Source organism: Rahnella sp. ChDrAdgB13 (assembly GCF_017655185.1).
GTDB lineage: Bacteria > Pseudomonadota > Gammaproteobacteria > Enterobacterales > Enterobacteriaceae > Rahnella > Rahnella contaminans.
In genome coordinates this window covers 1-25,029 of the sequence record NZ_JAEMGT010000104.1, presented here as the reverse complement: position 1 = coordinate 25,029, position 25,029 = coordinate 1, and the positions used below count along the sequence as shown (strand labels likewise).

Genomic DNA, 25,029 nt, shown 5'->3' with positions numbered 1-25,029 from the left:
AACGGCGGCGATATGCCGCCCCCAAGTCGCTGAGGGCCGACGCCCGCGGTTTTGAATTTGACCGTGAATATGGCCTTGAATTTGAACTTAAAACCCTCAACAGCTTCAGCTCAGCACATACCCCTTGGCCATATGCACCGCCCGATCACACATATGATCAATCACATCCGCATCGTGGCTCACCAGAATCATGGTCAGATCGCTGGTCGCTTTCAGGTCATTCAGAAGATTGAGGATTTCCGCCTGTACCGACATATCCAGCGCGGAGGTCGGTTCATCGAGCAGCAGCAGTTTGGGTTTAAGCAACAGTGCACGCACAATCGCCACGCGCTGACGCTGGCCGCCGGAAATCTGGTGCGGATAGCGGTTCATCAGCGCCGGATCCAGCCCGACCTGACGGAAACCTTCGGCAATTTTCTGTTCGATATCCTGCTCTTTGAGGATTTTCAGCGGCTCCGCCAGCGTGCGCAGCAGCTTGTGTTTCGGGTGCAGCGAGGCATACGGATCCTGAAATACCATCTGCACATCGCGGCGCAGGCTGCCGGTAAACGGTTTGCCCGGTTTCACTTTGTGATCCAGCAGCGTCAGGCTGCCGTCCCAGTTGCCGTTCAGCCCGGCGAGTACCCACAGCAAAGAGGATTTACCGCAGCCGGACGGCCCGACCAGACCGAAACATTCGCCTTTGTTAATCGTCAGGCTGACGTTATACACCACGGTACGCACTTCGTAACCCTGACGGTGCGAAACGCTCAGCTTATCCAGTTCCGCAACGATTTCAGTCATGGCGAGATTCCTTTTTCAGTGACGCCAGCAGTGCGCGATCCAGCACCGGCAGGCGTTCTCCGTGCGTAAATTTGCTCGGACGGCATGACCACAGCGTATGCGTATACGGATGCGTGGCCTGCGCCAGCTGGTCTGCCGGCAGTTCATCCAGCAATTCGCCCTTGTACATCACCAGCACGCGCTCGCAGTGGTGCGCAACCTGTTGCAGGTCGTGGCTGATCAGAATCAGCCCCATGTTGCGCTGTTCCACCAGCCGTTCAATCAGCCCGAGAACCTGTTCGCGCATGTCGAAATCCAGCGCAGACGTCGGTTCATCAGCAATCAGCCATTGCGGATCGTTGATCAGCGCAATCGCCAGCATCACGCGCTGGCCCATCCCGCCGGAAAGCTGATGCGGATATTGTTGTTGCAGAAAGGCCGGATTTGGCAGGCCGACGGCGTTAAGCATATCGGCGACTTTTTCCTGCCGCTCTTTGCGGCCAAGACGCGTATGCAGGCGCAGCGGTTCTTCCACCTGTTTGCCGATTTTCTGCGTCGGATTCAGCGCGTGTTTCGGATCCTGCATCACCATCGACACACGGTTCCCGCGAAGACGGCTCCACTCGCGTTCTTTCAGCGTGGTCAGATCATTGTCACCGAGCGTCAGCTCGGAAGCGCGCAGCTTGCACGGGTTCGGCAGTAATCCCATCAGGGCGCGCGCGGTCAGGGATTTACCGGAACCCGATTCCCCCACCAGCGCCACACGTTCCTGCCCGACGCTGAAAGAGAGCGATTTCACCAGTTCCAGCGGGCGTTCGCCCGGCAGATAAATGGTGAGATCTTTCGCCGTCAGCCGGTCGGTGTGCTGCGTCTTCTGGTGATTGTGTTGCTGATGAAGCGTTTGAGCATCAGTTGCCATGTCGTGGATCCATTTTGTCACGCAGGCCGTCGCCCAGCAGGTTGAAAGCCAGACTGGCAAACAGAATTGCGCCACCCGGCGCAGCCGCTACCCACCACTGGTCGAAAATCACTTTACTGCCTTCGGCAACCATCGAGCCCCATTCGGCGGTGGGTGGCTGAATGCCCATGCCCAGGAACCCCAGACCGGCAGACGCCAGAATAATGCCGCCCAGACTGAGCGCCGCACGCACGACCGCGCTGGGCAGACACAACGGCAGAATATGGCCGAACATCAGACGCAAACCGCCGATGCCCTGCATTCTCGCCGCCGCCAGATAATCACTGCGCCGCAGCGCCAGCGTTTCCGCCCGCGCCTGACGCGCAAACGGCGGCCAGCTGGTGAAGGCCAGCGCCAGTGCGCCGTTCATCAGCCCCGGCCCCATAATAGCGACAAGTGCCAGTGCCATGACCAGACTCGGCAATGACATCACGATGTCGGTCAGGCGCATCAGAATGCGCTCAAACCAGCCACCGATATACCCGGCGCTGATGCCGATTAACAGCCCCACAGGGATGGTCAGGATCAGGATAAGCGACACCAGCAGCAGTGTCGGACGTGCGCCGTAAATCACGCGGGAAAGCAGGTCGCGGCCAAAGCCGTCAGTGCCCAGCCAGTGCGCGCCGGACGGCGGCAGCAGGCGTAATTCGATGTGCTGAATATTGGGGTCAAAAGGCGCAAGCAGCGGTGCGAGCAGCGCGGTCAGCACCAGAATTGCCACCAGTACCAGGCCGACTGAGAGCGCAGTGATACGGCGCGCGGGCTTCCAGACGTTAGCCCCGGCGTCAACCTGCGCCGGTTGTTCAGGGATCATTTGTTGAGTCATAAGCGAAAACTACCGGGTCCGCGGATCGAGCAAATAAGTTAGGGCGTCAGCCAGCGCATTGAGCAGCACGAAACAGGTGCCGATCAGCAATGTTGCGCCGAGAATGGCCGGGGTATCCGCTGCAAACAGCGCAGTGGTCAGGTAACGTCCGACGCCAGGCCAGGCAAACACTGTTTCCGTCAGTACCGCCCCTTCCAGCAGGCTGGCATAAGAGAGGGTGAGCACGGTAATCAGCGTGCCCAGCACGTTCGGGAAGACGTGGCACAGCAACACGCGCACCCTGCCCGCGCCTTTTGAGCGCGCCAGGATCACGTATTCTTTGTTCATTTCGCCCAGCATGGACGCACGCAAAAGGCGCGTAATCCCTGCCATCGACAGCATCGCCAGCACCGTCACCGGTAACCATAAATGGCTGATCGCGTTGTAGAACATGTCACGGTCGCCGGAAAGCCAGGTATCAATCAGCACAAAACCGGTGCGCGGCGTCATGGTGTACATGTACAAATCGTCGAGCCGTCCGGGGCCGCCCGCCCAGTGCAGTACGGCGTAAAACAACAGCAGGCCGAGCAGACTTAACCAGAAAATCGGCACGGAATAACCGAGCAGCGAAACAAACCGGGCGATGTTATCCAGCCAGCTTCCGGGTTTCCACACGGCCAGCAGCGCCAGCAAAATCCCCAGCGTTCCGCCCAGCAAAATGGAACAGGTTGCCAGTTCTACCGTCGCCGGAAAGGTACGCATCAGATCGCTGGCGACCGGCTGCGCGGTGATGCGGGAAATCCCCATATCGCCATGCGCGAGGTGATCCAGATATTTGGCGAACTGCACGGGAACCGACTGGTCCAGCCCCAGATCGCGACGTACCTGCGCGTAGGTGGCCTCACTGGCGTGATCGCCCGCGACCTGCAACGTCGGGTCAATCGGGGCAAGATGGGAAAGCGTAAAGGTGAACGCCAGCAAGCCGAGCAATGTCAGCGCCAGCGAAATCACGCCGGTCAGCAAACGGCCTGACCAGCGCCAACCCTGCCGGACGAATCCGGCGGGCGTTGAACTGTCTGTCATTACTTAGTGACCTTGCTGTAGAAGACCATGTCCGGGTTGATGCCCTGAACATATCCTTTAATGTTGTCACGCACGGCAATCAGGCTTTTGGCCTGCAAACCAACGACAAACGGTGAGTTTTTCTGCACTTCAAGTTGCAGCTGACGATAATCCGCCACGCGTTTTGCCTGATCGGGCTCTGCAATAGCGGCCAGCGTCAGTTTGTTCAGGGCAGGAATTGACCAGTTAGCACGCCATGCCAGCGTTTTGCTGCCATCTTCCGGGTTGAACGCAAACGCAGAGGCATTGGTATTCGGGTCAAAGTAATCCGGGCCCCACGAAGACATGTACGCGTCGTAATCGTGTGATTTCACTTTGGTGGAGATCTGCTGGCTTAAGCCCGGATCCAGTTTCACGGTCACGCCGCCCTGCGCGAAGCTGGCCTGCAAGGCCTGCGCGATGTCCAGATACGGTGGCTGGTTTGACGTGGAGAGCGTGAAGCTCACATTCGTGAGACCTGCTTTGGCCAGAATCGCTTTGGCTTTGGCCGGATCATAGGTGTACGGCGTGTCATTTACCGCGCCGAGATAGCCTTCCGGCAGGAATGCCTGATGCACCTGGAACTGATTTTTCATCAGATCATGCGCGATGTGGTTGTAGTCAAACAGGTAACGTGCCGCTTCCCAGAAAGCCGGATTGCCCAGCGCCGGAGAAGCTTTGGCATTAAATTGCAGGAAATACAGGGAAGCATAAGGGATCGCCAGCGGCTTCACGCCCTTCTTGCCTTCCAGCGCAGCCATCTGGTCGGAACCGAGGTTACGCGCCATATCGGCATCACCCTGTTCAATCAGCAGGCGGCGTGCAGCCGGATCCGGCACGTTTTTAATCAGAATGGTTTTCAGCTTCGGCGCGCCTTCGGGTGAGGTCGGGTTCGCGGAAAGAATGACCACTTCATGCGGAATATAGTTACGGATCTGGTACGGGCCGGAACCGGCGGAGTGGTTGCTCAGCCACTGGTGACCGAGATCGTCAGCGGCAGCATTGGTTTTCACCAGTTTGCTGTCAACGATGGAAGACACCGGCGCAGACAGAAGGCTCAGCACGAATGACGGGCTGACGTCGGCGGTCCAGCTGATTTTGACGTGATGGTCATCGAGTTTAGTCAGGAAGGTATCGACGTTTTTGTCGGTCCAGCCCAGTTGCGTCAGGATGAATGAGGGCTCAAGATTCAGTTTCACCACGCGCGACAGCGAGAAAATAACGTCATCGGCGGTCAGCGGATTACCACTGGCGAACACTGCTTTTGGCGACAGTGTAAACGTCAGGCTGCGGTTGTCTTTCGCGGCTTCCCATGAAGTCGCCAGCGTCGGTTTTAAATCGATTGGATTTTTCGGGTCTGACTGCACCAGGCGCTGGTAAATGTTGTTGAAAGCCTGAACCGTCGTCAGCTCAAAACCCTGAGCCGGGTCAAAACTGGAGGTGTCATCAATGGATTGGGCGATAACCAGTGTGTCCGGCGGCGTGGCAGCCTGAACAGAGAAGCTGGCCGCAATAGCCGTAAACAGGACGGACGGTAATAAAGCTTTCATCAAGAAACACTCTCCAATGTAGCGAAATTGCTAACGTCTTATTAGTGTAAAGTTTCTTCAACCTACCAGAAAGTCTGATAAATACTATCGTTATGCATATTTTGCATAACGTTATCTGATTGGTTATTAATGAGTCAGGACGGGCGTTTGCCGGGGATTGTTACTGTACAAAATACGTGAAAAAACTCCCTTCCCCGGCACAGGAAAGGGAGTGCATTAAAATCAGAAGTCGTAGGTCGCGGAGAGCTTAAATTCACGCGGGTCACCTTGCGTCAGATAACCGCCCGTCGCTGATGCCCAGTATTTTTCGTTGGTGACGTTTTCCAGACTGGCACGCCATGTCAGCGTGTTTTGGCCGACCGGCATCACGTAACGCAAACCAAGATCCAGACGCGTCCAGCCGTCCACTTTCAGGCTGTTTTCTTCATCGGCATATTGCGAACCGGAGCGGATCACTTTGCCGAGCGCCGTCACACCGCTGCCGCCGGGAATATCCCATTCGCCACCAAGCACCCACTGGTAACGCGGAATACCCACCGCATCTTTGCCGTTGTAAGCACCGTCCTGCGTTTGGGTCATTTCCGGGTTCATCCAGGTCACGCTGCCGTTCAGACGCACACCCAGCACCGGTTCGCCAAACACGTTCAGCTCTACGCCACGGTTACGGACTTCACCGTATGTGCCATATTCATAGGTGTCGCCGGTGGCGCGATACATACCGACCGGTTTCTTAATCTGATAAAGAGACAATGTGCCCGCAATACGGCCAAAGTCAGTTTTCACGCCGACCTCATCCTGTTTGGAGGTTTCAATGCCGGAAGCCTGACCACCGTTGGTGACGACTTTTCCGTTGTACGTGGTGCCTGACACTTCACCGGCCTGCAAGGCTTCGATGTGATTCGCGTAGAAGGAAACGTGTTCCCACGGTTTCACGACGAGGCCGAAGGCTGGCGTGACTTTCATCTGCTCAAAGGAGTCAGTTTCGGTTCCGGTGTAGCTGTAATCCTTCACGATGACGTTCTGGCGGCGCAGACCAGCAATCAGTTGCAGACGGTCGTCGAGCATCGATAAGGTATCGGAAACCGACACGCCGACGTTCTGGACACGGTTACGCAGCGCCGGATCGCCCATGCTACCGCCCGCATACAAAGTGGCCGGAGAGCTGGCGTCAACCGGATCATAAATATTGGTATTGATCGACGATGCCGACATGGTGTACGCGGTTTTGTATTTGCGGTACACGCTCGACATGCCCAGATTCACGCTGTGGCTGATAAAGCCGGTGTCGAATTTACCGCGGACACCCGCCTGCGTGGCAACGCTGTCAGAGACGTAAGGCACGGTGAGACGGCCCATGGTGGCGTTGCCGTTGTCATCTTTCAGCGTCGGAGAGCTGTAGTTACCGTATTCACGGTCATGGTTCATACCCACCGCGCCGTAAACGGTCCAGTCGTCTGCCACGTTGTATTCGGCTTTCAGCATACCGAATTCATTTTCCAGATTACTGGAAGCAAAATCCTGCCCGTAGTTTTTGGTCGCTGAAGGCGCATCCGGCACTTTGGTCGCATTGCCCAGATAGACAACCGGACGACCACCGTGAACAGTCTGTTTGGTCACGCCAAAATCAAAGGAAGAGCGGAAACGATCGCCGCGATAATCGAGGCCAACGGAGCCCATGGTCAGGCGGCGGTGTTCGTCATTAACAGCCGTTTCGCCTTCACGGTTCACGGCGTTGACGCGCACGCCCCACTGGTTGTTATCACCAAAACGACGACCGACATCCACCGCGCCGCCCACCTGAGAAGATGAGGTGTAATCAACAGTCACGCGGTTGACTGGCGTATCCGTGGCGCGTTTGGGTTCAATGTTGACGTTACCGCCCACGCCCGTGCCGCCCGGCGGTACGCCGTTAAGAAAGGCGCTGGAGCCTTTGAGCAGCTCCACGCGCTCTGCCAATTCCATCGGCACCAGCTGACGCGGCAATACGCCGTACAGGCCGCCGTAGGAAATGTCTTCGCCGTCTAACGCAAACCCGCGAATATTGAAGGTTTCCGCATAGTTTCCGTAGCCGTAACCGGTCTGAACGCTGGCGTCGTTATTAAGCACATCACCAAGCGTGCGGCTTTGCTGATCCTGAATCAGTTTGTTGGTGAAACTGATGACGTTGAACGGCACATTCATGGCGTCCTGCTGACCCAGAACGCCGAGACGCCCGCCGTTGGCCACGTCGCCGTCAAGATATGCCGGCACCGGTGTCTCGCCGCCCGCTTTAAAATCGGTCTGTGCGGCAGTGACAGTAATGGTGTCGCCGGTTTTAGACGACGCCGTATCAACAGCGTCAGTCGCAGGTGTTGTGGTGGTGGCCGCATGTGCAGGCAGCGTAACCGCCGCCAGTGCGGCAGAGATCACCACTGGCAGCAATTTACGGGCGAAAACAGGCGTGTGAAAAATTTCACGTTGAGCGCGCATTGAGGATTCCCTGAAAAGTTCAATCGATAATGAGAATAATTATTAAAACCATTCGGATTATGCTCAGGCGTTTTGCAATTGCAACTGACTTTTCGTTAAAAAATCATAGTAAACAGGATGTTAATGGGGGTTTTAAGTATCAAACGGAAATCATAACGGCAGGAAACTAAGGCTAATCGCTTGAATTCAGAAAGATAAAAACGACGGCGGAGAAAGGAAACGCTGCGCAGGGAGCCCGCGCAGCGGAAAAACGTGTTTCAGGAAAATCAGCTCAGGCCGGGAACATCAAAACCGGGTGAAACAGACAGAAGCATTCTCACCTGTTTCACCAGCTCGCTCATGCAGTCATCCCGCATGCCGTAATTATTCAGCTCTTTTTCCAGCGCAAACAGATATTGCGCGTTGGTGCCCAGCGGTCCGCTGGCCTGCGCAATCAGCGGTGCGATAACCTGATAGTCAGTGTCAGCTTCATACTGCGGATGCGACGGATCTATGATAAAAACCAGCGCAGTGACTTTGCGCCCGTCGTCGAGCTCAAGCTCACACCACGTCGGACGGTAGCAGCCGGTCACCATTTCGCGTTTCCACAGCAGTTCAAGCTCTTCATGCAGTTTGTCTTCCGGCAGACGGAACGCCAGACCCGTGGTTTTTCCGCCGTCGCGCAGCGCCAGCATACGGCCCGGCTGGGCATGGGTTCCTCGCCCGGAAGTCAGACGTAAACAGAATGCACGGTGATAACCATGCAGGGTGGCAGGACGCGCCTCTTCGGAATCAAAGACCGGGTTCCACATCAGTGAACCGTAGCCAAAAATCCACACCGGGCTGTTGTCGGGGCGACGCGCCAGAGCACAACCTAATGAGGCGGCGCGTTGTTCAGGGGTCAGTAGCATCGATTCGTCGATATTGCCGAATGCTGTTTTACAATCTGCGTTACGCAGGAAATCTCGAGTTAACATTCATTCCCCCCTTCTGTACCACTTACTTTTGAACATGCCATGCTGTTAACGCTGTGTTCTCCGCTGTCGTGGGTGCGAGTGATATCTGTTATCGGACAAGCCCGGCATTTAACTGAGGCCGCCGTTTAAATTTTAGGAAGTTTAGTATTCCCGTGTTTGTTGAAACCTTATTCGTTTCTGTCGTTGCAATCAAGGTTGCGGGGGATCACAAAACGAAAATAAAGTGATTATTTTGTGAACATTGTAAGAATATTGACTTTTAAGCAGGGGATCAGAAAAAACGGGCGTGAGAAATAGTGTTTGGGAGGAGGAGTCCGGCAGGCCCGGCGTCCGGGTGCCTGCCGGGGGATATCAGGATTTCCTGGGGTGCCACTTGTCGTCATCCCCTTTTTCATAGCCATGTTTTACCGCAGCCCAGGCCACTTTATGCGCAGTTTCCTCACGCGAATCATCACCCTGCCTGTCTTTGGCTTTTGCATATTCGTCCCAGGCGCTGTTGAAGGCCTCTTTATAGATGTCCTGCGCGTGAGCAGGAAGGACATTTCGCACGGAATCGGGTAGCGCTGAGCGATTCTGATAAGGCATGATTATTCTCCTTTTTCATTACGTTCATCTTCATCACATTCATTGTGTGCTCAGTCTGTGCACAATAATAAGTCTAGCTGCTACCCTCAATGGATCCTGCCAGATTAGTCTGCGTTTCTGTTCTTTCGGGAAAAAAAAAGCTGATTTTTGCGCACTAACCTTATGGGTATAGTAATCATTTACATAAATTGACGCATCATCAGCATTAAACACATAACAAAAACTAACTAACTGTTATTTATAACTTTAATTTATTAACAATAAAATTTAAGTAAAGAAAAAAGCACAGTTAATGCAAATTATCCACCAACAAATACTGACTAACTGATATTTCAATGACTAACATCAACTTTTTCCTGTTAACAGATTAATTTATCTACTATACTTAATGAGTTACATCTTTATGCTGCTATGCATTTTACTGACAACCGGGGACAGGCGGTTGTTACTTCGTGAGTGTTTATAAGGAGAATAATCATCATGGTGTCGTCACAGGAACATCCAAAAATCAAAACCCGCCATCAGGAATACTCCCTGATTTTCCCTATTGCCGCCCTGATTGTTCTCGTCCTCTGGGGCAACAGCAGTAACTTCGCCTCCGTCGTGGGCATCAATTTAATTGCGCTGGTCGGTATTCTCGCCAGCGCATTCAGCGTTGTACGTCACGCCGACGTCCTGGCTCACCGCTTAGGTGAACCCTACGGCTCGCTCATCCTCAGCCTTTCAGTGGTCATCCTCGAAGTCAGTCTGATTTCGGCCCTGATGGCAACCGGTGACGCCGCGCCCGCGCTGATGCGTGACACATTATTTTCCATCATCATGATCGTGACCGCCGGGCTGGTGGGTGTCGCCCTGCTGCTGGGTGGCCGTAAATTTGCGACGCAATACGTCAATCTCGGCGGCATTAAACAGTATCTGATGGCGATTTTCCCGCTGGCGGTGATCGTACTTGTTCTGCCCGCAGCCTTACCGGGCGGTAATTTCAGCACGCCGCAGGCGCTGTTTGTTGCGGTGATTTCCGCCGCCATGTACGGCGTATTCCTGCTGATTCAGACCAAAACGCACCAGAGCCTGTTTATCTATGAACATGAAGATGAAGGCGAAGAAGACGGCCACGGAAAGCCTTCTTCAAAAAGCAATCTGACGCACACACTGTGGCTGCTGGTGCATCTGGTGCTGGTCATTGCCGTCACCAAATTCAACGCCAATCCGCTGGAAAGCCTGCTGACTGAACTGAACGCGCCTGCGCAGTTCACCGGTTTCCTGGTGGCGCTGCTGATTCTTTCCCCGGAAGGTTTGGGTGCGTTAAAAGCGGTGCTGAAAAATCAGGTACAGCGCGCTATGAATCTGTTCTTCGGTTCGGTGCTGGCGACCATCTCTCTGACCGTTCCGGCGGTGACCGTTATCGCCACCCTGACCGGCCAGAACTTAATTTTCGGGCTGGACCCGGCGAACATCGTGGTCATGCTGTCGGTGCTGATTTTGTGCCAGATTTCCTTCTCGACAGGCCGTACCAATGTCCTGAACGGCACGGCGCATCTGGCATTATTCTGCGCCTATATGATGATTATTATGCTTTAACATCGGCGTATCCCTGCGAAGGGGTGAAGCATTATAAGAAAGGCCGCTCACAGGAGCGGCCTTTTTCATTATGTGATGCATTGTGGTGGGAATAAGGTTAATTACGAATAAGCATTCAGCGTTCTCTGGCACAATTCAGAGCGGACGCAGTCCTGTTTATCAAACTTAATGATGCCGACCATCTCGTCTTCTTCGAAGCGGGACAGTGCATCGCTGAGCCCCGATACAACTCCACGTGGTAAATCACACTGGGTAATATCACCGTTAACTATAACCGTCACGTTTTCACCGAGACGCGTCAGGAACATTTTCATCTGACTGGCCGTGACATTCTGGGCTTCATCCAGAATAACCACCGCATTTTCGAAAGTACGCCCGCGCATATAAGCGAATGGCGCAATTTCAACCTTCCCTATTTCCGGCCGCAAACAATATTGCAGGAAGGAAGACCCCAGACGACGTAACAGAATGTCGTAGACCGGACGGAAATAAGGTGCAAATTTCTCTGATATATCACCGGGCAGGAAACCGAGATCTTCATCGGCCTGGAGAACCGGACGGGTAACAATAATCCTGTCGATTTCTTTGTGAATTAATGCCTCTGCCGCTTTCGCAGCGCTGATAAATGTTTTGCCGCAGCCTGCTTCGCCGGTAGCAAAAATTAACTGCTTATTCTCTATGGCTGATAAGTAATGACCCTGAGCTTCAGTACGCGCTTCGATGACGGACGTATCGCGAGTGTCGCGAGCCATGCCAATCGATTCCAAACCGCCCATCTGTACCAATGACGTCACAGATTCTTCCTCGCGCTGGCGGTGACTGCGTGAATCATTACGAATTACACGTTTTGCTTCACGACGAGCTTTGATCACTGCTTTCTGTCTTCCCATAGTGGCACCTTACAGTTTGATTCACTTAACGCTAAGGCATAATGCCCGCACGGTTATGTTTCACTAACAAATGAGGTTTTGGTCTCCTTTTAGACCAAGTACAGCCATTGAATATCGTGAAGAGGAAAATAGACCAAAGCGATTATGAGATAATCTTTTGGCTGCTTTCTGTTCACAAGGAGGCATTGTCATATCCACCGAAAATAAAACTCTCAATGAAAGTAAAATCCTCGATAATGACAAACCGCTGACCCGCACAGTGAAATTGCCAGAATAAAAGCCAATGCGTTTCGCAGTTGTTTTAAAAGGGATGAAAGAGTCAGTTAAAGAACAGGGTTGATGGTGCGTGGATGATAACTTCTCTAAAAAGCGGTAGGAATATACTGAAAGTGTTTTGGTTAATATTGGAGAGTCGGAGGCCTTACCCTCGTTTGCTTTTACGCGACAACAACGAGTCAGTGGGTGAAGCATGTTATTTTCAATCAACAGCCCAAACATGGACTTTACCATTCGCGCTCCCCGCAGTGTTATTAACGGCAGTTGCCGGACACCTCGTGAAAACTTATCCCGTATATCCTGAAAACTACCGCGATATAATTTCAGTATAATGACAGCTGAAACATTTGCGTTACCAAAATGTAAAAAAATTTGTGACTGTCGTCAATAGGATCATGAGGATCTTTTTTACGATCCTCGCCCTGGTTATTTTTTATCCGTGATTTTACTGCATAAAGTAAAGCAGGCGACCGACCCGCTGACGGCAAAAAGGATCGGAATTAAGAAGTCATGATCCACCCGCGTGAACTCCATTATCAGCACAATAGCGGTGACGGGCATTTTCATTGAGGACGCCAGAAATGCCGCCGCCCCAATAATGGCAAATGCACCCAGCGATGTTCTCGGCCAGAAAATATTCCACAGCGCGCCCAAAATACAGGCCAGCAATGCGCCATTGGATAATCCCGGCGTCAGTAATCCGCCCTGCGCCCCGGCGCGTAATGTGCTCCAGGTAATCACCAGTTTCCCCACCAGCACGGTTGCCGCTAACGCTACGGTAATCTGATTATCAAAACTCAGCTGCGCCGGGCCTTTGCCGTTGCCCAATAATTGCGGGAGCCAGCCCGCCAGAATGCCGATAAACGCAAAATTGAGCAGGTTATAAATAATCAGACGCGCATCGCTCGGGGCCTGCGCTTTCGCCCGGTTGGTCATCCGCGTAAACCCGTAAGCCGCAACGCCAAATACCGGCCCCATGACCGCCGACCAGACCAGCAAGGCGGGTGTGGTGTTCAGCTGCATCAGGTGATATTGCGATTCGTTGCCCAGCCCTGTCCACGCCACCAGCGCAGCAATAGAGGATGTCGCTATTGCAGGCAGCAACAGCGGCCAGCGGAACGCACCGAGCAGCACTTCCAGCACAAACACTGCGCCGCCAAGCGGAACGTTATACACTGCCGCCAGCCCCGCACCTGCGCCGCAGGCAATCATGATTTGCGTTTCGCGCGCCGTCAGCCTGAAGCGCAGCGACAGCCAGTTTGCGCTGACCGCACCGATTTCGCGCGGCGCGACCTCACGTCCGAGCGGCGAACCGAGCGCGACGGTGATAATTTGCAGCAACGCATGAATCGTCGTGCTGACAAACGGCATACGCGGATTTTCTGATTTCACCGCCGCGGCAATGCTCACCAGCGGTTTTCCCCAGCGGTACAGCGCCCACCAGCCTGCGCCGGCAACCGCACCACAGATAATCAGCACGATCAGCCGCCGGCTGCGCGTGGCTTCGCTGACGCCCTGCAAAAAGCTTTCACTGCTGATGATAAAATCCGGACTGTAGCCGAAGGCCAGATGCTGGATGTAGTGCAGGATCAGCGCCAGCATCATGCCACCGAGACCGGCCAGCACGCCGGTACACAATGTCGCTGCCGTCAGCCGCCATAACGGGCTGGAAATTTCGGAATTATTCAACGCAGGCACTCCGCATTAATATCTGATGTTTGGGTTCTCTAAACAGCTTACAAAACATCAGTTAAACCGCACGTCAGCTCAGCAAGTTATTTTTCTTTTCGTTGAGAAAATAACTGTTAATGCCCTCCGCCAGCGCCCTCGCCATTTTTTCCTGAAAGACCGGTTCGCCGAGCAGTTTTTCTTCCTGCTTGTTGGTGATGAAGGACGTCTCCACCAGCACCGACGGAATGCGCGGGGATTTCAGCACCGCGAAGCCCGCCTGTTCCGGATGCGGGCTGTGCATGTGATGCACTTTGACAATGTTCGCCGCCAGATGGCTGCCGAAATCCATGCTGCGGTGAATGGTTTCGTGCTGATCGAGGTCGAAAAGCGTCTCCTTCAGATACTCATCGTCGGTCTTAAAATCATTGTCATACAGCACGTCGACGCTGTTCTCGCTCTGCGAAAGATACCGCGCCATCGCGCTGCCCGCGCCGTGTTCTGACAGCGCAAAAACCGATGCGCCGGATACCTGATCGTTAGTAAATCCGTCGGCGTGAATAGAAATAAACAGGTCGGCTTCGTGCTGATGCGCCAGGCTGACGCGGTGATAAAGCGGAATAAAAACGTCATCCTGCCGCGTCAGCACCGCGTGAATACCGTGCTGCTGATCCAGCAAGGTTTGCAGCCGTTTGGCGATGTGCAGAACCACGTGTTTTTCATAGGTCCCTTCATTGCCAATCGCGCCGGGGTCCTTCCCGCCGTGGCCGGGATCAATCATCACCAGCAGGGGTTTTTCCGCCAGTGGCGCTTTGGTGGCTAAAGGCAAAGCCTGCGCTGCCGTTTGTGCAGCGAGGCCTTCCTCCGTGATGACAACCTTCATCACGCCGTTTTCTGTGGTGCGCGTGATCACCGGTTTACCCTTCACCGTCAGAACAATACGCGCCACGTCCGGGCTGAAATGGGCAATGCGCCCTTCCTCAATCCACGGGAATTTCTGGCGGACCACCGTCAGCGCATGTTCCAGTTCAGGCGGAAATGACGCCACCGGCATGTCGATCACCACCCGTTCCGGTGCGCCGAGCCTGAATACGCGGCTGCGTTTATCGGCGGCGGGCAGGGATACGGTAATCTGGCGCGCATCGGACATCATTGAAACGCGTACGGCCTTTTGTGCGGCGTACAGGCGCGGTGTCGCCAGCGACAGGCCAATGCCGAAAATCAGCAGTTTTCTGCGGGAATGGCTGATGGTCATAGCAGTCTCAGGGCAGGCATCGTGATAAAGCCGTTAACGATTTATCATCATGACATTACTGACGTTTTCAGGAGTGCGCGGGTGTATTAACAGGGCGTGAATTCGGTAACGAACGGTAAAAAAGATGACCGGTAATATTCCTCCTCCGCGGGGAACGGAGGAGGAAAACAAATCAGGCTTCGATCAGGGTTTGCCCCAGATAGTGATTTTCATCCGGGATGCCCGGCAGCGTAAAGAAGAAACCGCCGCCGACCGGCCGGATATATTCCTCAAGCGGTTCACCGTTCAGGCGTTTTTGTACCGTCAGGAAACCTTTCTCAAGATCGTGCTGATAGCAGACAAACAGCAGCCCCATTTCCAGTTGCCCGGAATTGGTGACGCCCAGCGAATAGCTGTAGCCGCGACGCAGCATCAGGTTGTCGTCGGTTTCTTTGGTGCGCGGATTGGCCAGACGAATATGCGCATCCAGCGGGATCACCTTCCCTTCCGGATCTTTGCTGTAATCCGGCACATCATGCTCTTTTTCCATGCCCAGCGGCGCACCGGTCGCTTTGTGGCGACCAAAAATCGTCTGCTGTTCCTGAAGTGGCGTGCGATCCCAAAACTCAACGTGGAACGGGATCAGACGCGCCGCCTGATAACTGCCGCCGGTCGTCCAGCCCGGTTCGCCCTGATCGGCAGTTACCCAGATGGCTTTGTCCATCAGCGGTTTATCTTTGGCATCCGGGTTCGCCGTGCCGTCCTTAAAGCCCAGCAGGTTAACCGGCGTTTCTTTGCCCTGGCTGCGCGCGGCGTGGGAAGAAATAAATCCGTCACGACGCCAGCGCACGCTGAGCAAATCCGGCGTGTACTTGATGATGTCGCGCAGCGCGTGAACCACGGTGTCGCTGTTATTGGCGCAAATCTGCAACAGCAAATCGCCGTGGCAGAGTTTGGCATCAAGGGAATCATTCGGAAAACGCGCCATGCGCTGCAATTTAAGCGGTTTGTGAGCGGCCAGCCCGAAGCGTTCGTCAAACAGCGAATCGCCCACGGAAAGCGTCATGGTCAAATTGTCCGGGTAGATTTCCGCGCCCATTACGCCCGAATCCATCGGCGGGAATTTCGGATCTACCGATGGCGCCGTGCCGCCGGTAGTCAGAAAGACAAAACGGGTATCGAGCAGACGGAATAGACGCTCGAGATCGGCTTTGGTGGTCGCGAGAACATCAAACGCCACCAGCATCATTGACGCCTGCTGCGGCGTTAAAATCCCTGCCTGATGTTCGCCGTAATAAGGCTGCTTGCCCCAGCGTTCATCGGGAGAAACGGTTCCCGGTGTGTACTCTTTTTTGGCACCCGGTGTTTTTTCTGCCTGCGCACCGGCCGCGCCGCCGAGGGCAAATGCCCCGCCTAACAATCCCACGCCTTTGAGTAAACGGCGGCGTGAAGAAGAAGTCGCGTCCTGTTGTACGGACTTATTATCGTTTTTATTGCTCATTGCTATGCCTCAGGAATTTAAAAGCTCCCTCCCCTGCGAAGGGGAGGGTTGGGGTGGGGTATTAAAGCAAAATCAAAAAGTTGAAGTGTGCATCAGCCATTGTATGGTCTGCTAAACCCCCTCCCAGCCTCTCCCTTCGCAGGGGGAGGAGTATCAATCTAAACCTAAAACACCGCGCAGCTTGGCTAAATCTTCTGCCAGCGTCGTGATCGGCCCTTTCATCGCATTACGGTCAGCGTCGGAGAGTTTCTCGTAGTTCTCGTAACCGTCTTTGGTTTTGTATTTGTCCAGCAGGGTATCCACGGTTTTAAAGTTCGCGTCGATTTTATCCAGCAGCGGCTTGTCGGCTTTTTCCAGCAGCGGACGCAGCAGGTTCACGATTTTCTGCGCGCCGTCGAGATTTGCACGGAAATCCCACAGGTCTGTGCGGCTGTAACGGTCTTCTTCACCGCTGATTTTGCTCGATGCCACTTCTTCGATAAGGCCTGCTGCACCGCCGACCACTTTGTTCGGCGGGAAAGTCAGGTCGGTGATACGTTTTTGCAAATCAACGGTGTCGGTATACAGCTTGTCAGCAAAAGGCTCAGCGCCTTTAGTGGTTTTATCGGCGAACAGGATTTTCTCCAGACGGTGGAAACCGGTGAAATTCGGGTCTTCGGCTTTCTTTTCGAAGTCATCTTCACGGGCATCGATGCTGCCGTCGAGGTCTGAGAACAGCTCGGCGATCGGTTCGATACGTTCGTAATAAACGCGGGTAGAGGCGTACAGCGCCTGCGCTTTCGCCAGATCGCCCTTCTTAATCGCATCCGTGAACGCTTTGGTGTGGGAAACCAGTTCAGCAACCTGTTGCGTCACATACACTTTGTATTCCGCAATCGGGCCAACCAGCGCCATGGCGTCAGGTTTTGCGGAGGTCGCCGCGCCTTCCGCCGTGACGGTCAGTTTGCCTTTCGGATTGCTCAGCAAGCCGCAGGTCATGTCGTATTCGCCCGGCTCCAGATTGGCGGTCATTTTCTGCGTGAAGCCCGGCGCCACGTTTTCACGCTCTTCCACCACCATCACGCCTTTCAGAATTTCCCATTCCAGGTTTTTCTGGCTGTTGTTATGGATAACAAACTGCGTTTTACCGGCCGGCACGGTCAGCGCCATCGGTTCACATTGTTTGTCGTTTACAGCAATTTTGACCTGACGGACATCAGCCGCCAGCACATTAGCGCTCAGCGCAAAAGCGGGCAGTGACAGCAGCGCGACCTGTAAAGCTTTACGGCGAAACAGCGGGGATGAATATGACATGTACCACTCCGTGACAAACTGTGTGAATAGAGAATGTATGAACAACAATATTGTTAAAAATCAGCGTTGTGTTTTTTGTCCGGCCGGAGCCGTGACGGCTGATTTTCCCTGAGGCATAAAGAACAGGAACAGCGCCGGGATCAGGTACAGGAAATACACCGCGACTTCACTGACGGTCGGCGCTTCCTGATAACCAAACATCCCTTCCAGCAAGGTACCGAACAGGGAATGCGTGGACAGCGTGCCGCTGAAATCAAACGCGATATCCTGCATGCTGTTCCACAAACCGGCTTCGTGGAAAGCGCGGATAGCGCCGGCCGCCAGACCTGCCGCGACGAACAAAATAAACAGGCTGGTCCACTTGAAGAACTTCGCCAGATGCAGCTTCACGCCGCCGTAGTAAATCAGGAAACCCAGCACGATGGCCGCGCCCAGACCGAGTAACGCACCGATGGGTGCTTCAATGCCGACATCCTGCTGGAACGCCGCCAGCAGGAAAAATACCGATTCCAGCCCTTCACGCGCGACCGCGAAAAACACCATCGCTACCAGCGCCCAGCCCTGACCGCGACCGGAATTGAGCGCGTTATCAATCGCGCCTTCCAGATGCACTTTGATGGAACGCGACACCTTACGCATCCAGAACACCATGTAGGTCAGAATGCACACCGCAATGACGGCCACAATGCCTTCAAACAACTCCTGCTGCTTTTGCGGAAACTCGCCGGTGGTGGCGTTGATGAACAGCCCCAGCGCCAGACACAGTGCTGCAGCAATGAACACGCCAATCCAGACCACACCGAGCCACTGCCCGCGCTGCGTCCGTTTAAGGTAACTGGCGATCAGGCTGACAATCAGCGCCGCCTCCAGCCCTTCGCGAAACATAATGAGAAACGGAACGAACATAGCGAAAACTCCTGACCCCGTTGATCGGCAAAAACTGTAAGGTCTCTGTAAAGAAAAGTAAAAAGAAACGATAGTGATTATCATTCTTGCCAAAAGAAATACAAGAGGTGACGGGCTCTTTTTTGAAACCTGTCGGGGAAATGCGCACGAAAAAACAGAAAACCGGGATCAGGACGATCCCGGTTTATCACGATAACGCGGGGAAAATCAGAGAGTGTTGTATTCCGCTTCGGCAGCGTTGAAGCGCTCTTCGACTGCCACGGAAGGTTTACGCCCCATCAGGCTGACCACCCAGATGGCGATCGAAGCAAAAATAAACCCAGGAATGATTTCGTACAGTTCAACCCAGCCGTAACTTTTCCACAGAATCACCGTCGCGGCGCCGGTGACCATTCCGGCCAGCGCGCCGTTGCGGGTCATGCGTTTCCACATCACGGAAATCAGGATCACCGGCCCGAATGCCGCGCCAAAACCTGCCCAGGCGTAGCTGACTAAACCGAGCACGCGGTTTTCAGGGTTGGCGGCCAGCGCAATTGCCACCAGCGCGACAACCAGCACCATCGCGCGACCAATCCACACCAGCTCACGCTGGCTTGCGCCTTTGCGCAGGAACGCCTTGTACAAATCTTCGGTAATAGCACTTGAACACACCAGCAACTGGCAGCTCAGGGTGCTCATCACCGCCGCCAGAATAGCCGACAGCAAGATCCCGGCAATCCACGGGTTGAACAGGATTTTCGCCAGCTCGATGAACACCCGCTCAGCGTTTTGCGTCACATTGCCCGCTACTGCCGGGTTATTGCTGAAATACGCAATCCCGAAGAAGCCCACGGCGATGGTGCCCGCCAGACACAAAATCATCCACGTCATGCTGATACGGCGTGCGCTGCGGATAGTATGATGCGAATCGGCGGCCATAAAACGCGCCAGAATATGCGGCTGACCGAAATACCCCAGTCCCCAGCCGAGCAGGGACACAATTGCCACCAGATTCATATTCTTGAACATGTCGGTGTATTCCGGATTTTTCGCCTGAATCACCAGCATCGAACTGTCAATGCCGCCGACCGCGAGGATGACGATCACTGGCGTCAGGATCAGCGCGAAAATCATCAGGCTGGCCTGCACCGTGTCAGTCCAGCTGACTGCCAGAAAACCGCCGATAAAGGTATAAATGATGGTCGCTGCGGCACCCGCCCACAGCGCGGTCTGATAAGACATCCCGAAAGTACTTTCAAACAAACGCGCACCGGCAACAATCCCGGAAGCACAGTAAATGGTGAAGAACACCAGGATCACGACAGCCGAGATAATACGCAGCAATTTGCTGGAATCTTCGAAGCGGTGCGTGAAGTAATCCGGCAGCGTCAGCGCATTATTGTTGGCCTCGGTGTGAACGCGTAAGCGCCCCGCCACCAGCTTCCAGTTCAGATACGCGCCAATCGTGAGGCCGATGGCAATCCAGCTTTCGGAAATACCGGAAAGAAAAATCGCGCCCGGTAAACCCATTAATAACCAGCCGCTCATGTCCGAAGCACCGGCGGAAAGTGCCGTCACCACGCTGCCTAAGCTGCGGCCACCCAGAATATAATCATCAAAGTTTTTGGTCCGTAAATACGCGATGAGCCCTATCAAAATCATCCCGAAAATATAAACACAAAACGTCACCAGCATCGGTGTGTTCATTGTCATGTCCTTCTCCACTTTCTTATTTTTTGCGATACGTGTTTGCAATGCAGGTCGGCATCTGTCTGTCCTGACACACCTTTTTCAAAAGGCGGCCAAAACCATGCCGGGCGAGATGATGGCTGAAACCCGCGAAGGATGCAGCATGACTCTCCATTTTTTTTCTTTTTCAGCGTACTTAATGTGGTTTTTATTCAAATTAACTGTCGGTCGCGATACTGGTTGAGTGATCGCTACATTTCAAATGTTTTAACATTTGGGATACGTAAAATTTACGGCGCATCACATTTATGATGAGAGCGGGTTGCACGTTACATTCCCCTCAGTTGCACCTATAACTTTGAGGTTATTAAGGCGGTTACCGCGAATAACCCGTCCTTCCTGCGTTGATTCAATGTTAAAAATGCCAAATAAATCACATCAGGCATACTTCGTGCATTAACAGGGTTGCACAAGGTTGCAACATAGAAGATATTGCTTGCCATAAAGATAATGAATTCACCTGAACCTTTTCATAGGGAGTGGTTGCGTATGGGTATGACGACGATGGGTGTGAAGCTGGACGAAGGCACACGCGACAGGCTAAAAATTGCGGCTCAGCAGATTGACCGCACGCCGCACTGGCTGATTAAACAGGCGATTTTTTCCTATCTGGAACGTCTGGAAAATGGCGATTCGCTGCCGGAGATCCCGGCGCTTAATGGCGCAGCGCCTGGCGACGCGGAAGATCCCGCCGGTCAGCCGGTACAGGAAATGCATCAGCCATTCCTTGATTTCGCCGAGCAGATTTTGCCGCAGTCGGTCAGTCGTTCAGCCATTACCGCCGCCTATCGCCGCCCGGAGCCGGAAGCCGTTTCCATGCTGCTCGAACAGGCCCGTCTGCCTGCTCCGCTCAACGACGCGGCCCTGAAACTGGCCGCCGAGATCGCCACCAAACTGCGTAACCAGAAAAGTGCAAACGGCCGCGCCGGTATGGTGCAAAGCCTGTTGCAGGAATTCTCCCTGTCCTCGCAGGAAGGCGTGGCACTGATGTGTCTGGCCGAAGCATTGTTGCGTATTCCCGATAAGCCAACGCGCGATGCGTTAATCCGCGACAAAATCAGCAACGGCAACTGGCATTCACATCTGGGCCGCAGCCCGTCGCTGTTCGTCAATGCCGCGACCTGGGGTTTGCTGTTTACCGGCAAACTGGTAGCGACACACAATGAAGCCAGCCTGTCGAAATCCCTGAACCGTATTATCGGCAAAAGTGGCGAACCGCTGATACGCAAAGGCGTGGACATGGCGATGCGCCTGATGGGCGAACAGTTCGTGACCGGCGAAACCATCGCGGAAGCGCTGGCTAACGCGCGTAAACATGAAGAAAAAGGTTTCCGTTACTCCTACGACATGCTGGGTGAAGCGGCGCTGACCGAAAAAGACGCGCAGGCGTATTTGCAGTCATATCAGCAGGCGATTAACGCGATTGGTAAAGCCTCAAACGGTCGTGGCATTTATGAAGGGCCGGGCATTTCAATCAAACTTTCCGCCCTGCATCCGCGCTATAGCCGTGCGCAGTACGAACGCGTGATGGAAGAGCTTTATCCGCGCCTGCTCTCGCTGACGCTGCTGGCGCGCAGTTATGACATCGGCATCAATATTGACGCCGAAGAAGCCGACCGTCTGGAAATCTCCCTCGATTTGCTGGAAAAACTCTGCTTTGAGCCGGAACTGGCGGGCTGGAACGGCATCGGCTTCGTTATTCAGGCTTACCAAAAACGCTGCCCGATGGTCATCGATTACCTGACCAATCTGGCGCAGCGCAGCCGCCGCCGCCTGATGATCCGTTTGGTTAAAGGCGCGTACTGGGACAGCGAGATTAAGCGCGCCCAGATGGACGGGCTGGAAGATTATCCGGTTTACACCCGCAAGGTTTACACCGACGTTTCCTATCTGGCCTGTGCCCGCAAACTGCTGGCGGTGCCCAACCTCATTTATCCGCAGTTTGCGACACACAACGCGCACACCGTGGCGGCAATTTATCAGCTGGCCGGTAACAACTACTATCCCGGTCAGTACGAATTCCAGTGCCTGCACGGCATGGGCGAACCGCTGTACGAGCAGGTTGTCGGCAAAATCAGCGAGGGCAAACTGAACCGCCCTTGCCGCATTTATGCCCCGGTCGGCACGCATGAAACGCTGCTGGCGTATCTGGTGCGTCGTCTGCTGGAGAACGGTGCGAACACCTCCTTCGTTAACCGTATCGCTGACGCCACCTTGCCGATTGACGAACTGGTTGCCGATCCGGTTCTGGCCGTCGAAGCGCTGGCCGCCAGCGAAGGTCAGGTCGGTTTACCGCATCCGCGTATCGCGTTGCCGCGCAATTTGTACGGCGACAAACGCGTGAACTCTGCGGGGCTGGATATGTCGAGCGAACACCGTCTGGCGTCGCTTTCCAGCGCCCTGCTGCAAAGCGCCAGCCATCCGGTGAAAGCCCAGGCGATGATTGATGCACAGACCGATGAGGGCGAATTCCTGCCAGTCATTAACCCGGCTGAAAACGGCGATATCGTCGGCTACGTGCGTGAAGCCACGCAGGACGAAATCAGCCGTGCGCTGGATGCGTCCACCGCCGCCGGTGCTATCTGGTTTGCGACGCCTCCCGAAGAGCGCGCCGCAATCTTGCAACGCGCCGCAGAATTGATGGAAGCGCAGTTGCAAAGCTTGCTTGGCGTACTGGTGCGTGAAGCCGGAAAGACTTTTAATAACGCTATCGCCGAAGTACGTGAAGCGGTGGATTTCCTGCACTATTACGCAGGCCAGATCCGTGAAGACTTTGCCAATGACTCGCACCGTCCGCTCGGGCCGGTTGTGTGTATCAGCCCGTGGAACTTCCCGCTGGCGATCTTCACCGGGCAGATTGCCGCCGCCCTCGCCGCAGGCAACAGCGTGCTGGCAAAACCGGCTGAGCAAACGCCGCTGATTGCCGCGCTGGCCGTGGGCATTTTGCATGAAGCCGGTGTTCCGACGGGTGTGCTGCAACTGTTGCCGGGCCAGGGGGAAACAGTGGGCTCGCAACTGGTGAACGACGAACGCGTCCGCGGCGTGCTGTTTACCGGTTCCACCGACGTGGCAGGAATTTTGCAACGCAACATCGCCGGTCGTCTGGATCCGCAGGGGCGTCCGACGCCGCTTATCGCCGAAACCGGCGGCCTGAACGCGATGATTGTGGACTCCTCCGCACTCACCGAACAGGTGGTGACCGATGTCGTGGCGTCAGCTTTCGACAGCGCTGGTCAGCGCTGTTCCGCCCTGCGCGTGCTGTGTATTCAGGACGACGTCGCCGACCATACGCTGCAAATGCTGCGCGGCGCGATGGCCGAGTGCCGCATGGGCAACCCTGAACGGTTGTGTACCGATATCGGGCCGGTGATCGACGCCGAAGCCAAAGCCGGTATCGAGAAACACATCGATGCCATGCGCGCCAAAGGCCGCACGGTGTATCAGGCCACGCAGGAATTTGCCGCCGATCAGCAGGAATGGACGCGCGGAACCTTCATCAAACCGACGCTTATCGAGCTGGAAAGCTTCGATGAAATGAAGAAAGAAATCTTCGGCCCGGTACTCCATGTGGTGCGTTATGCCCGTCAGGATCTGGATAAGCTGATCGGTCAGATTAATGCCGCCGGTTACGGCCTGACGCTGGGGATACATACCCGCATCGACGAAACCATCCACCGCGTGACGCAGCAGGCGCACGTCGGCAACATGTACGTGAACCGCAACATGGTCGGCGCTGTCGTGGGTGTGCAGCCGTTTGGCGGTGAAGGCTTATCCGGAACCGGCCCGAAAGCCGGTGGTCCGCTGTACCTGTACCGCCTGCTGAGCAGCCGCCCGCAGGACGCCGTGCAGCAAACGTTATTGCGTCAGGATCGCGAACTGCCGCTGGACACGTCTGTACGCGAAGCGTTACTGGCACCGCACCGCGCGTTGCAACAATGGGCGACGGAGCAGAAACATCGCGAAGACCTGATTGCCGTGTGCGAGCGCTTCGCACAAACCAGTCAGGGCGGCACTTTGCGTACCCTGCCGGGGCCAACCGGGGAACGTAACACTTACGCATTATTGCCGCGTGAGCGCGTTCTGGCGTTGTCAGACAATCAGGATGATGCGCTGACCCAGCTCGCCGCCGTCACCGCGACCGGTTGCCGTATTCTCTGGCCGGATGCGCCGTTACAGCGCGAACTGTTCAGCCAGTTACCGAAAGCGGTACAGGAACGTGTCGATTTCGCCAAAGACTGGCAGAACGAGGCGCCGGTATTTGACGCGGTGATTTACCACGGCGACGCCGATCAGCTCCGCGAACTTTGTCAGCTTATCGCCAAGCGCCCTGGCGCGATTATTTCAGTACAAGGGTTTGCGCGCGGCGAAGATAACATCCTGCTGGAGCGCCTGTTGCATGAGCGTTCACTGAGTGTGAATACCGCGGCAGCGGGCGGGAATGCGAGTCTGATGACAATCGGGTGATAGATTGCAGAAGCCGCTGCAATTGGGCGGCTTTTCACTTGCAGTGAGGGGCTGGGATTATGACCGGGAAAATTTCGGTTTTTCAAGAACAGCTATCACTCAGCGGCTGGCGCCGAAACCGACCAAAAGGGGAAAGTGCTTTTCCCCTTTTGGATTTCCCCACGCTTTTTCAACACGCGCTATCGCTCGCTGGCTATGTTTCAGTAACACCCGTTATTGCCGCAAACGTTGCCGCTGCGCGGTGCTCTCATTTCAGGCTCGAACCGGCTCGGAAAAAGACTCTCGCTGTTTCTCACCGTTCA

Annotated in this window: 19 protein-coding genes; 3 read left to right on the top strand and 16 right to left on the bottom strand. The window is 54.8% G+C overall.

The genetic code is table 11. The annotated features are described in order from the left end of the window. Window positions 1-105: 105 nt before the first annotated feature. From J8X26_RS22340 to chaB, 8 genes are all read right to left on the bottom strand, one after another. Window positions 106-783 (bottom strand): ABC transporter ATP-binding protein, encoded by a 678-nt coding sequence (locus J8X26_RS22340; RefSeq protein WP_208951993.1) that lies wholly within the window; start codon window positions 781-783, stop codon window positions 106-108. Continuing rightward, a complete protein-coding gene (locus J8X26_RS22335; protein ID WP_244370797.1) occupies window positions 776-1,681 on the bottom strand; it encodes an ABC transporter ATP-binding protein in 906 nt (301 codons plus the stop codon). The genes J8X26_RS22340 and J8X26_RS22335 overlap by 8 nt, the downstream gene beginning before the upstream one ends. After that, window positions 1,671-2,534, bottom strand: coding sequence for an ABC transporter permease (locus J8X26_RS22330; protein ID WP_374101303.1), 864 nt, complete (start codon window positions 2,532-2,534; stop codon window positions 1,671-1,673). The genes J8X26_RS22335 and J8X26_RS22330 overlap by 11 nt, the downstream gene beginning before the upstream one ends. A gap of 21 nt (window positions 2,535-2,555) precedes the next feature. After that, entirely contained in the window at window positions 2,556-3,608 is a 1,053-nt protein-coding gene (locus J8X26_RS22325) for an ABC transporter permease (protein WP_152327007.1), read from the bottom strand. Further along, window positions 3,608-5,176 (bottom strand): ABC transporter substrate-binding protein, encoded by a 1,569-nt coding sequence (locus tag J8X26_RS22320; protein WP_208951992.1) that lies wholly within the window; start codon window positions 5,174-5,176, stop codon window positions 3,608-3,610. Before J8X26_RS22320 ends, J8X26_RS22325 begins: the two co-directional genes overlap by 1 nt. Window positions 5,177-5,398: 222 nt before the next feature. Further along, on the bottom strand, window positions 5,399-7,645 hold the full coding sequence (locus tag J8X26_RS22315; protein WP_208951991.1) for a TonB-dependent siderophore receptor: 2,247 nt from the start codon (window positions 7,643-7,645) through the stop codon (window positions 5,399-5,401). Between the two features lie 266 nt (window positions 7,646-7,911). Further along, window positions 7,912-8,601, bottom strand: a complete 690-nt coding sequence (locus tag J8X26_RS22310; protein ID WP_208951990.1) for a gamma-glutamylcyclotransferase — start codon at window positions 8,599-8,601, stop codon at window positions 7,912-7,914. A 351-nt stretch (window positions 8,602-8,952) separates the two neighbouring features. Next, window positions 8,953-9,186: a putative cation transport regulator ChaB gene (chaB, locus tag J8X26_RS22305; RefSeq protein ID WP_165057850.1), complete on the bottom strand. Its 234-nt coding sequence runs from the start codon at window positions 9,184-9,186 to the stop codon at window positions 8,953-8,955. A gap of 480 nt (window positions 9,187-9,666) precedes the next feature. On the opposite strand from chaB, the gene chaA reads away from it, so the two are divergent. Further along, window positions 9,667-10,767 (top strand): sodium-potassium/proton antiporter ChaA, encoded by a 1,101-nt coding sequence (gene chaA, locus J8X26_RS22300; RefSeq protein ID WP_152327002.1) that lies wholly within the window; start codon window positions 9,667-9,669, stop codon window positions 10,765-10,767. Window positions 10,768-10,868: 101 nt separating this feature from the next. Here chaA and phoH read toward each other — a convergent pair whose 3' ends face one another. The 8 genes from phoH to putP form a co-directional block, all read right to left on the bottom strand. After that, window positions 10,869-11,657, bottom strand: a complete 789-nt coding sequence (gene phoH / locus J8X26_RS22295; RefSeq protein WP_152327001.1) for a phosphate starvation-inducible protein PhoH — start codon at window positions 11,655-11,657, stop codon at window positions 10,869-10,871. Window positions 11,658-11,720: 63 nt separating this feature from the next. After that, window positions 11,721-12,167: a hypothetical protein gene (locus J8X26_RS22290; RefSeq protein ID WP_152327000.1), complete on the bottom strand. Its 447-nt coding sequence runs from the start codon at window positions 12,165-12,167 to the stop codon at window positions 11,721-11,723. A gap of 192 nt (window positions 12,168-12,359) precedes the next feature. Then, on the bottom strand, window positions 12,360-13,622 hold the full coding sequence (locus tag J8X26_RS22285) for a chloride channel protein (protein WP_244370796.1): 1,263 nt from the start codon (window positions 13,620-13,622) through the stop codon (window positions 12,360-12,362). Window positions 13,623-13,695: 73 nt separating this feature from the next. Continuing rightward, the gene (locus J8X26_RS22280) at window positions 13,696-14,751 is read right to left on the bottom strand and encodes an N-acetylmuramoyl-L-alanine amidase (RefSeq protein ID WP_374101302.1); all 1,056 of its coding nucleotides are present in this window, start codon (window positions 14,749-14,751) and stop codon (window positions 13,696-13,698) included. A gap of 277 nt (window positions 14,752-15,028) precedes the next feature. Beyond that, on the bottom strand, window positions 15,029-16,336 hold the full coding sequence (efeB, locus tag J8X26_RS22275; protein WP_152326998.1) for an iron uptake transporter deferrochelatase/peroxidase subunit: 1,308 nt from the start codon (window positions 16,334-16,336) through the stop codon (window positions 15,029-15,031). Between the two features lie 153 nt (window positions 16,337-16,489). Next, window positions 16,490-17,629 (bottom strand): iron uptake system protein EfeO, encoded by a 1,140-nt coding sequence (gene efeO, locus J8X26_RS22270; protein ID WP_152326997.1) that lies wholly within the window; start codon window positions 17,627-17,629, stop codon window positions 16,490-16,492. Between the two features lie 60 nt (window positions 17,630-17,689). Then, entirely contained in the window at window positions 17,690-18,535 is an 846-nt protein-coding gene (gene efeU, locus J8X26_RS22265; protein ID WP_152326996.1) for an iron uptake transporter permease EfeU, read from the bottom strand. Window positions 18,536-18,742: 207 nt separating this feature from the next. Beyond that, the gene (putP, locus tag J8X26_RS22260; RefSeq protein WP_208951988.1) at window positions 18,743-20,227 is read right to left on the bottom strand and encodes a sodium/proline symporter PutP; all 1,485 of its coding nucleotides are present in this window, start codon (window positions 20,225-20,227) and stop codon (window positions 18,743-18,745) included. Window positions 20,228-20,752: 525 nt separating this feature from the next. Here putP and putA point away from each other — a divergent pair. Both putA and J8X26_RS22250 read left to right on the top strand, forming a co-directional pair. After that, on the top strand, window positions 20,753-24,727 hold the full coding sequence (putA, locus tag J8X26_RS22255) for a trifunctional transcriptional regulator/proline dehydrogenase/L-glutamate gamma-semialdehyde dehydrogenase (protein ID WP_208951987.1): 3,975 nt from the start codon (window positions 20,753-20,755) through the stop codon (window positions 24,725-24,727). Between the two features lie 59 nt (window positions 24,728-24,786). After that, the coding region (locus J8X26_RS22250; RefSeq protein ID WP_208951986.1) for a hypothetical protein at window positions 24,787-25,029 on the top strand (243 nt) is incomplete at its 3' end.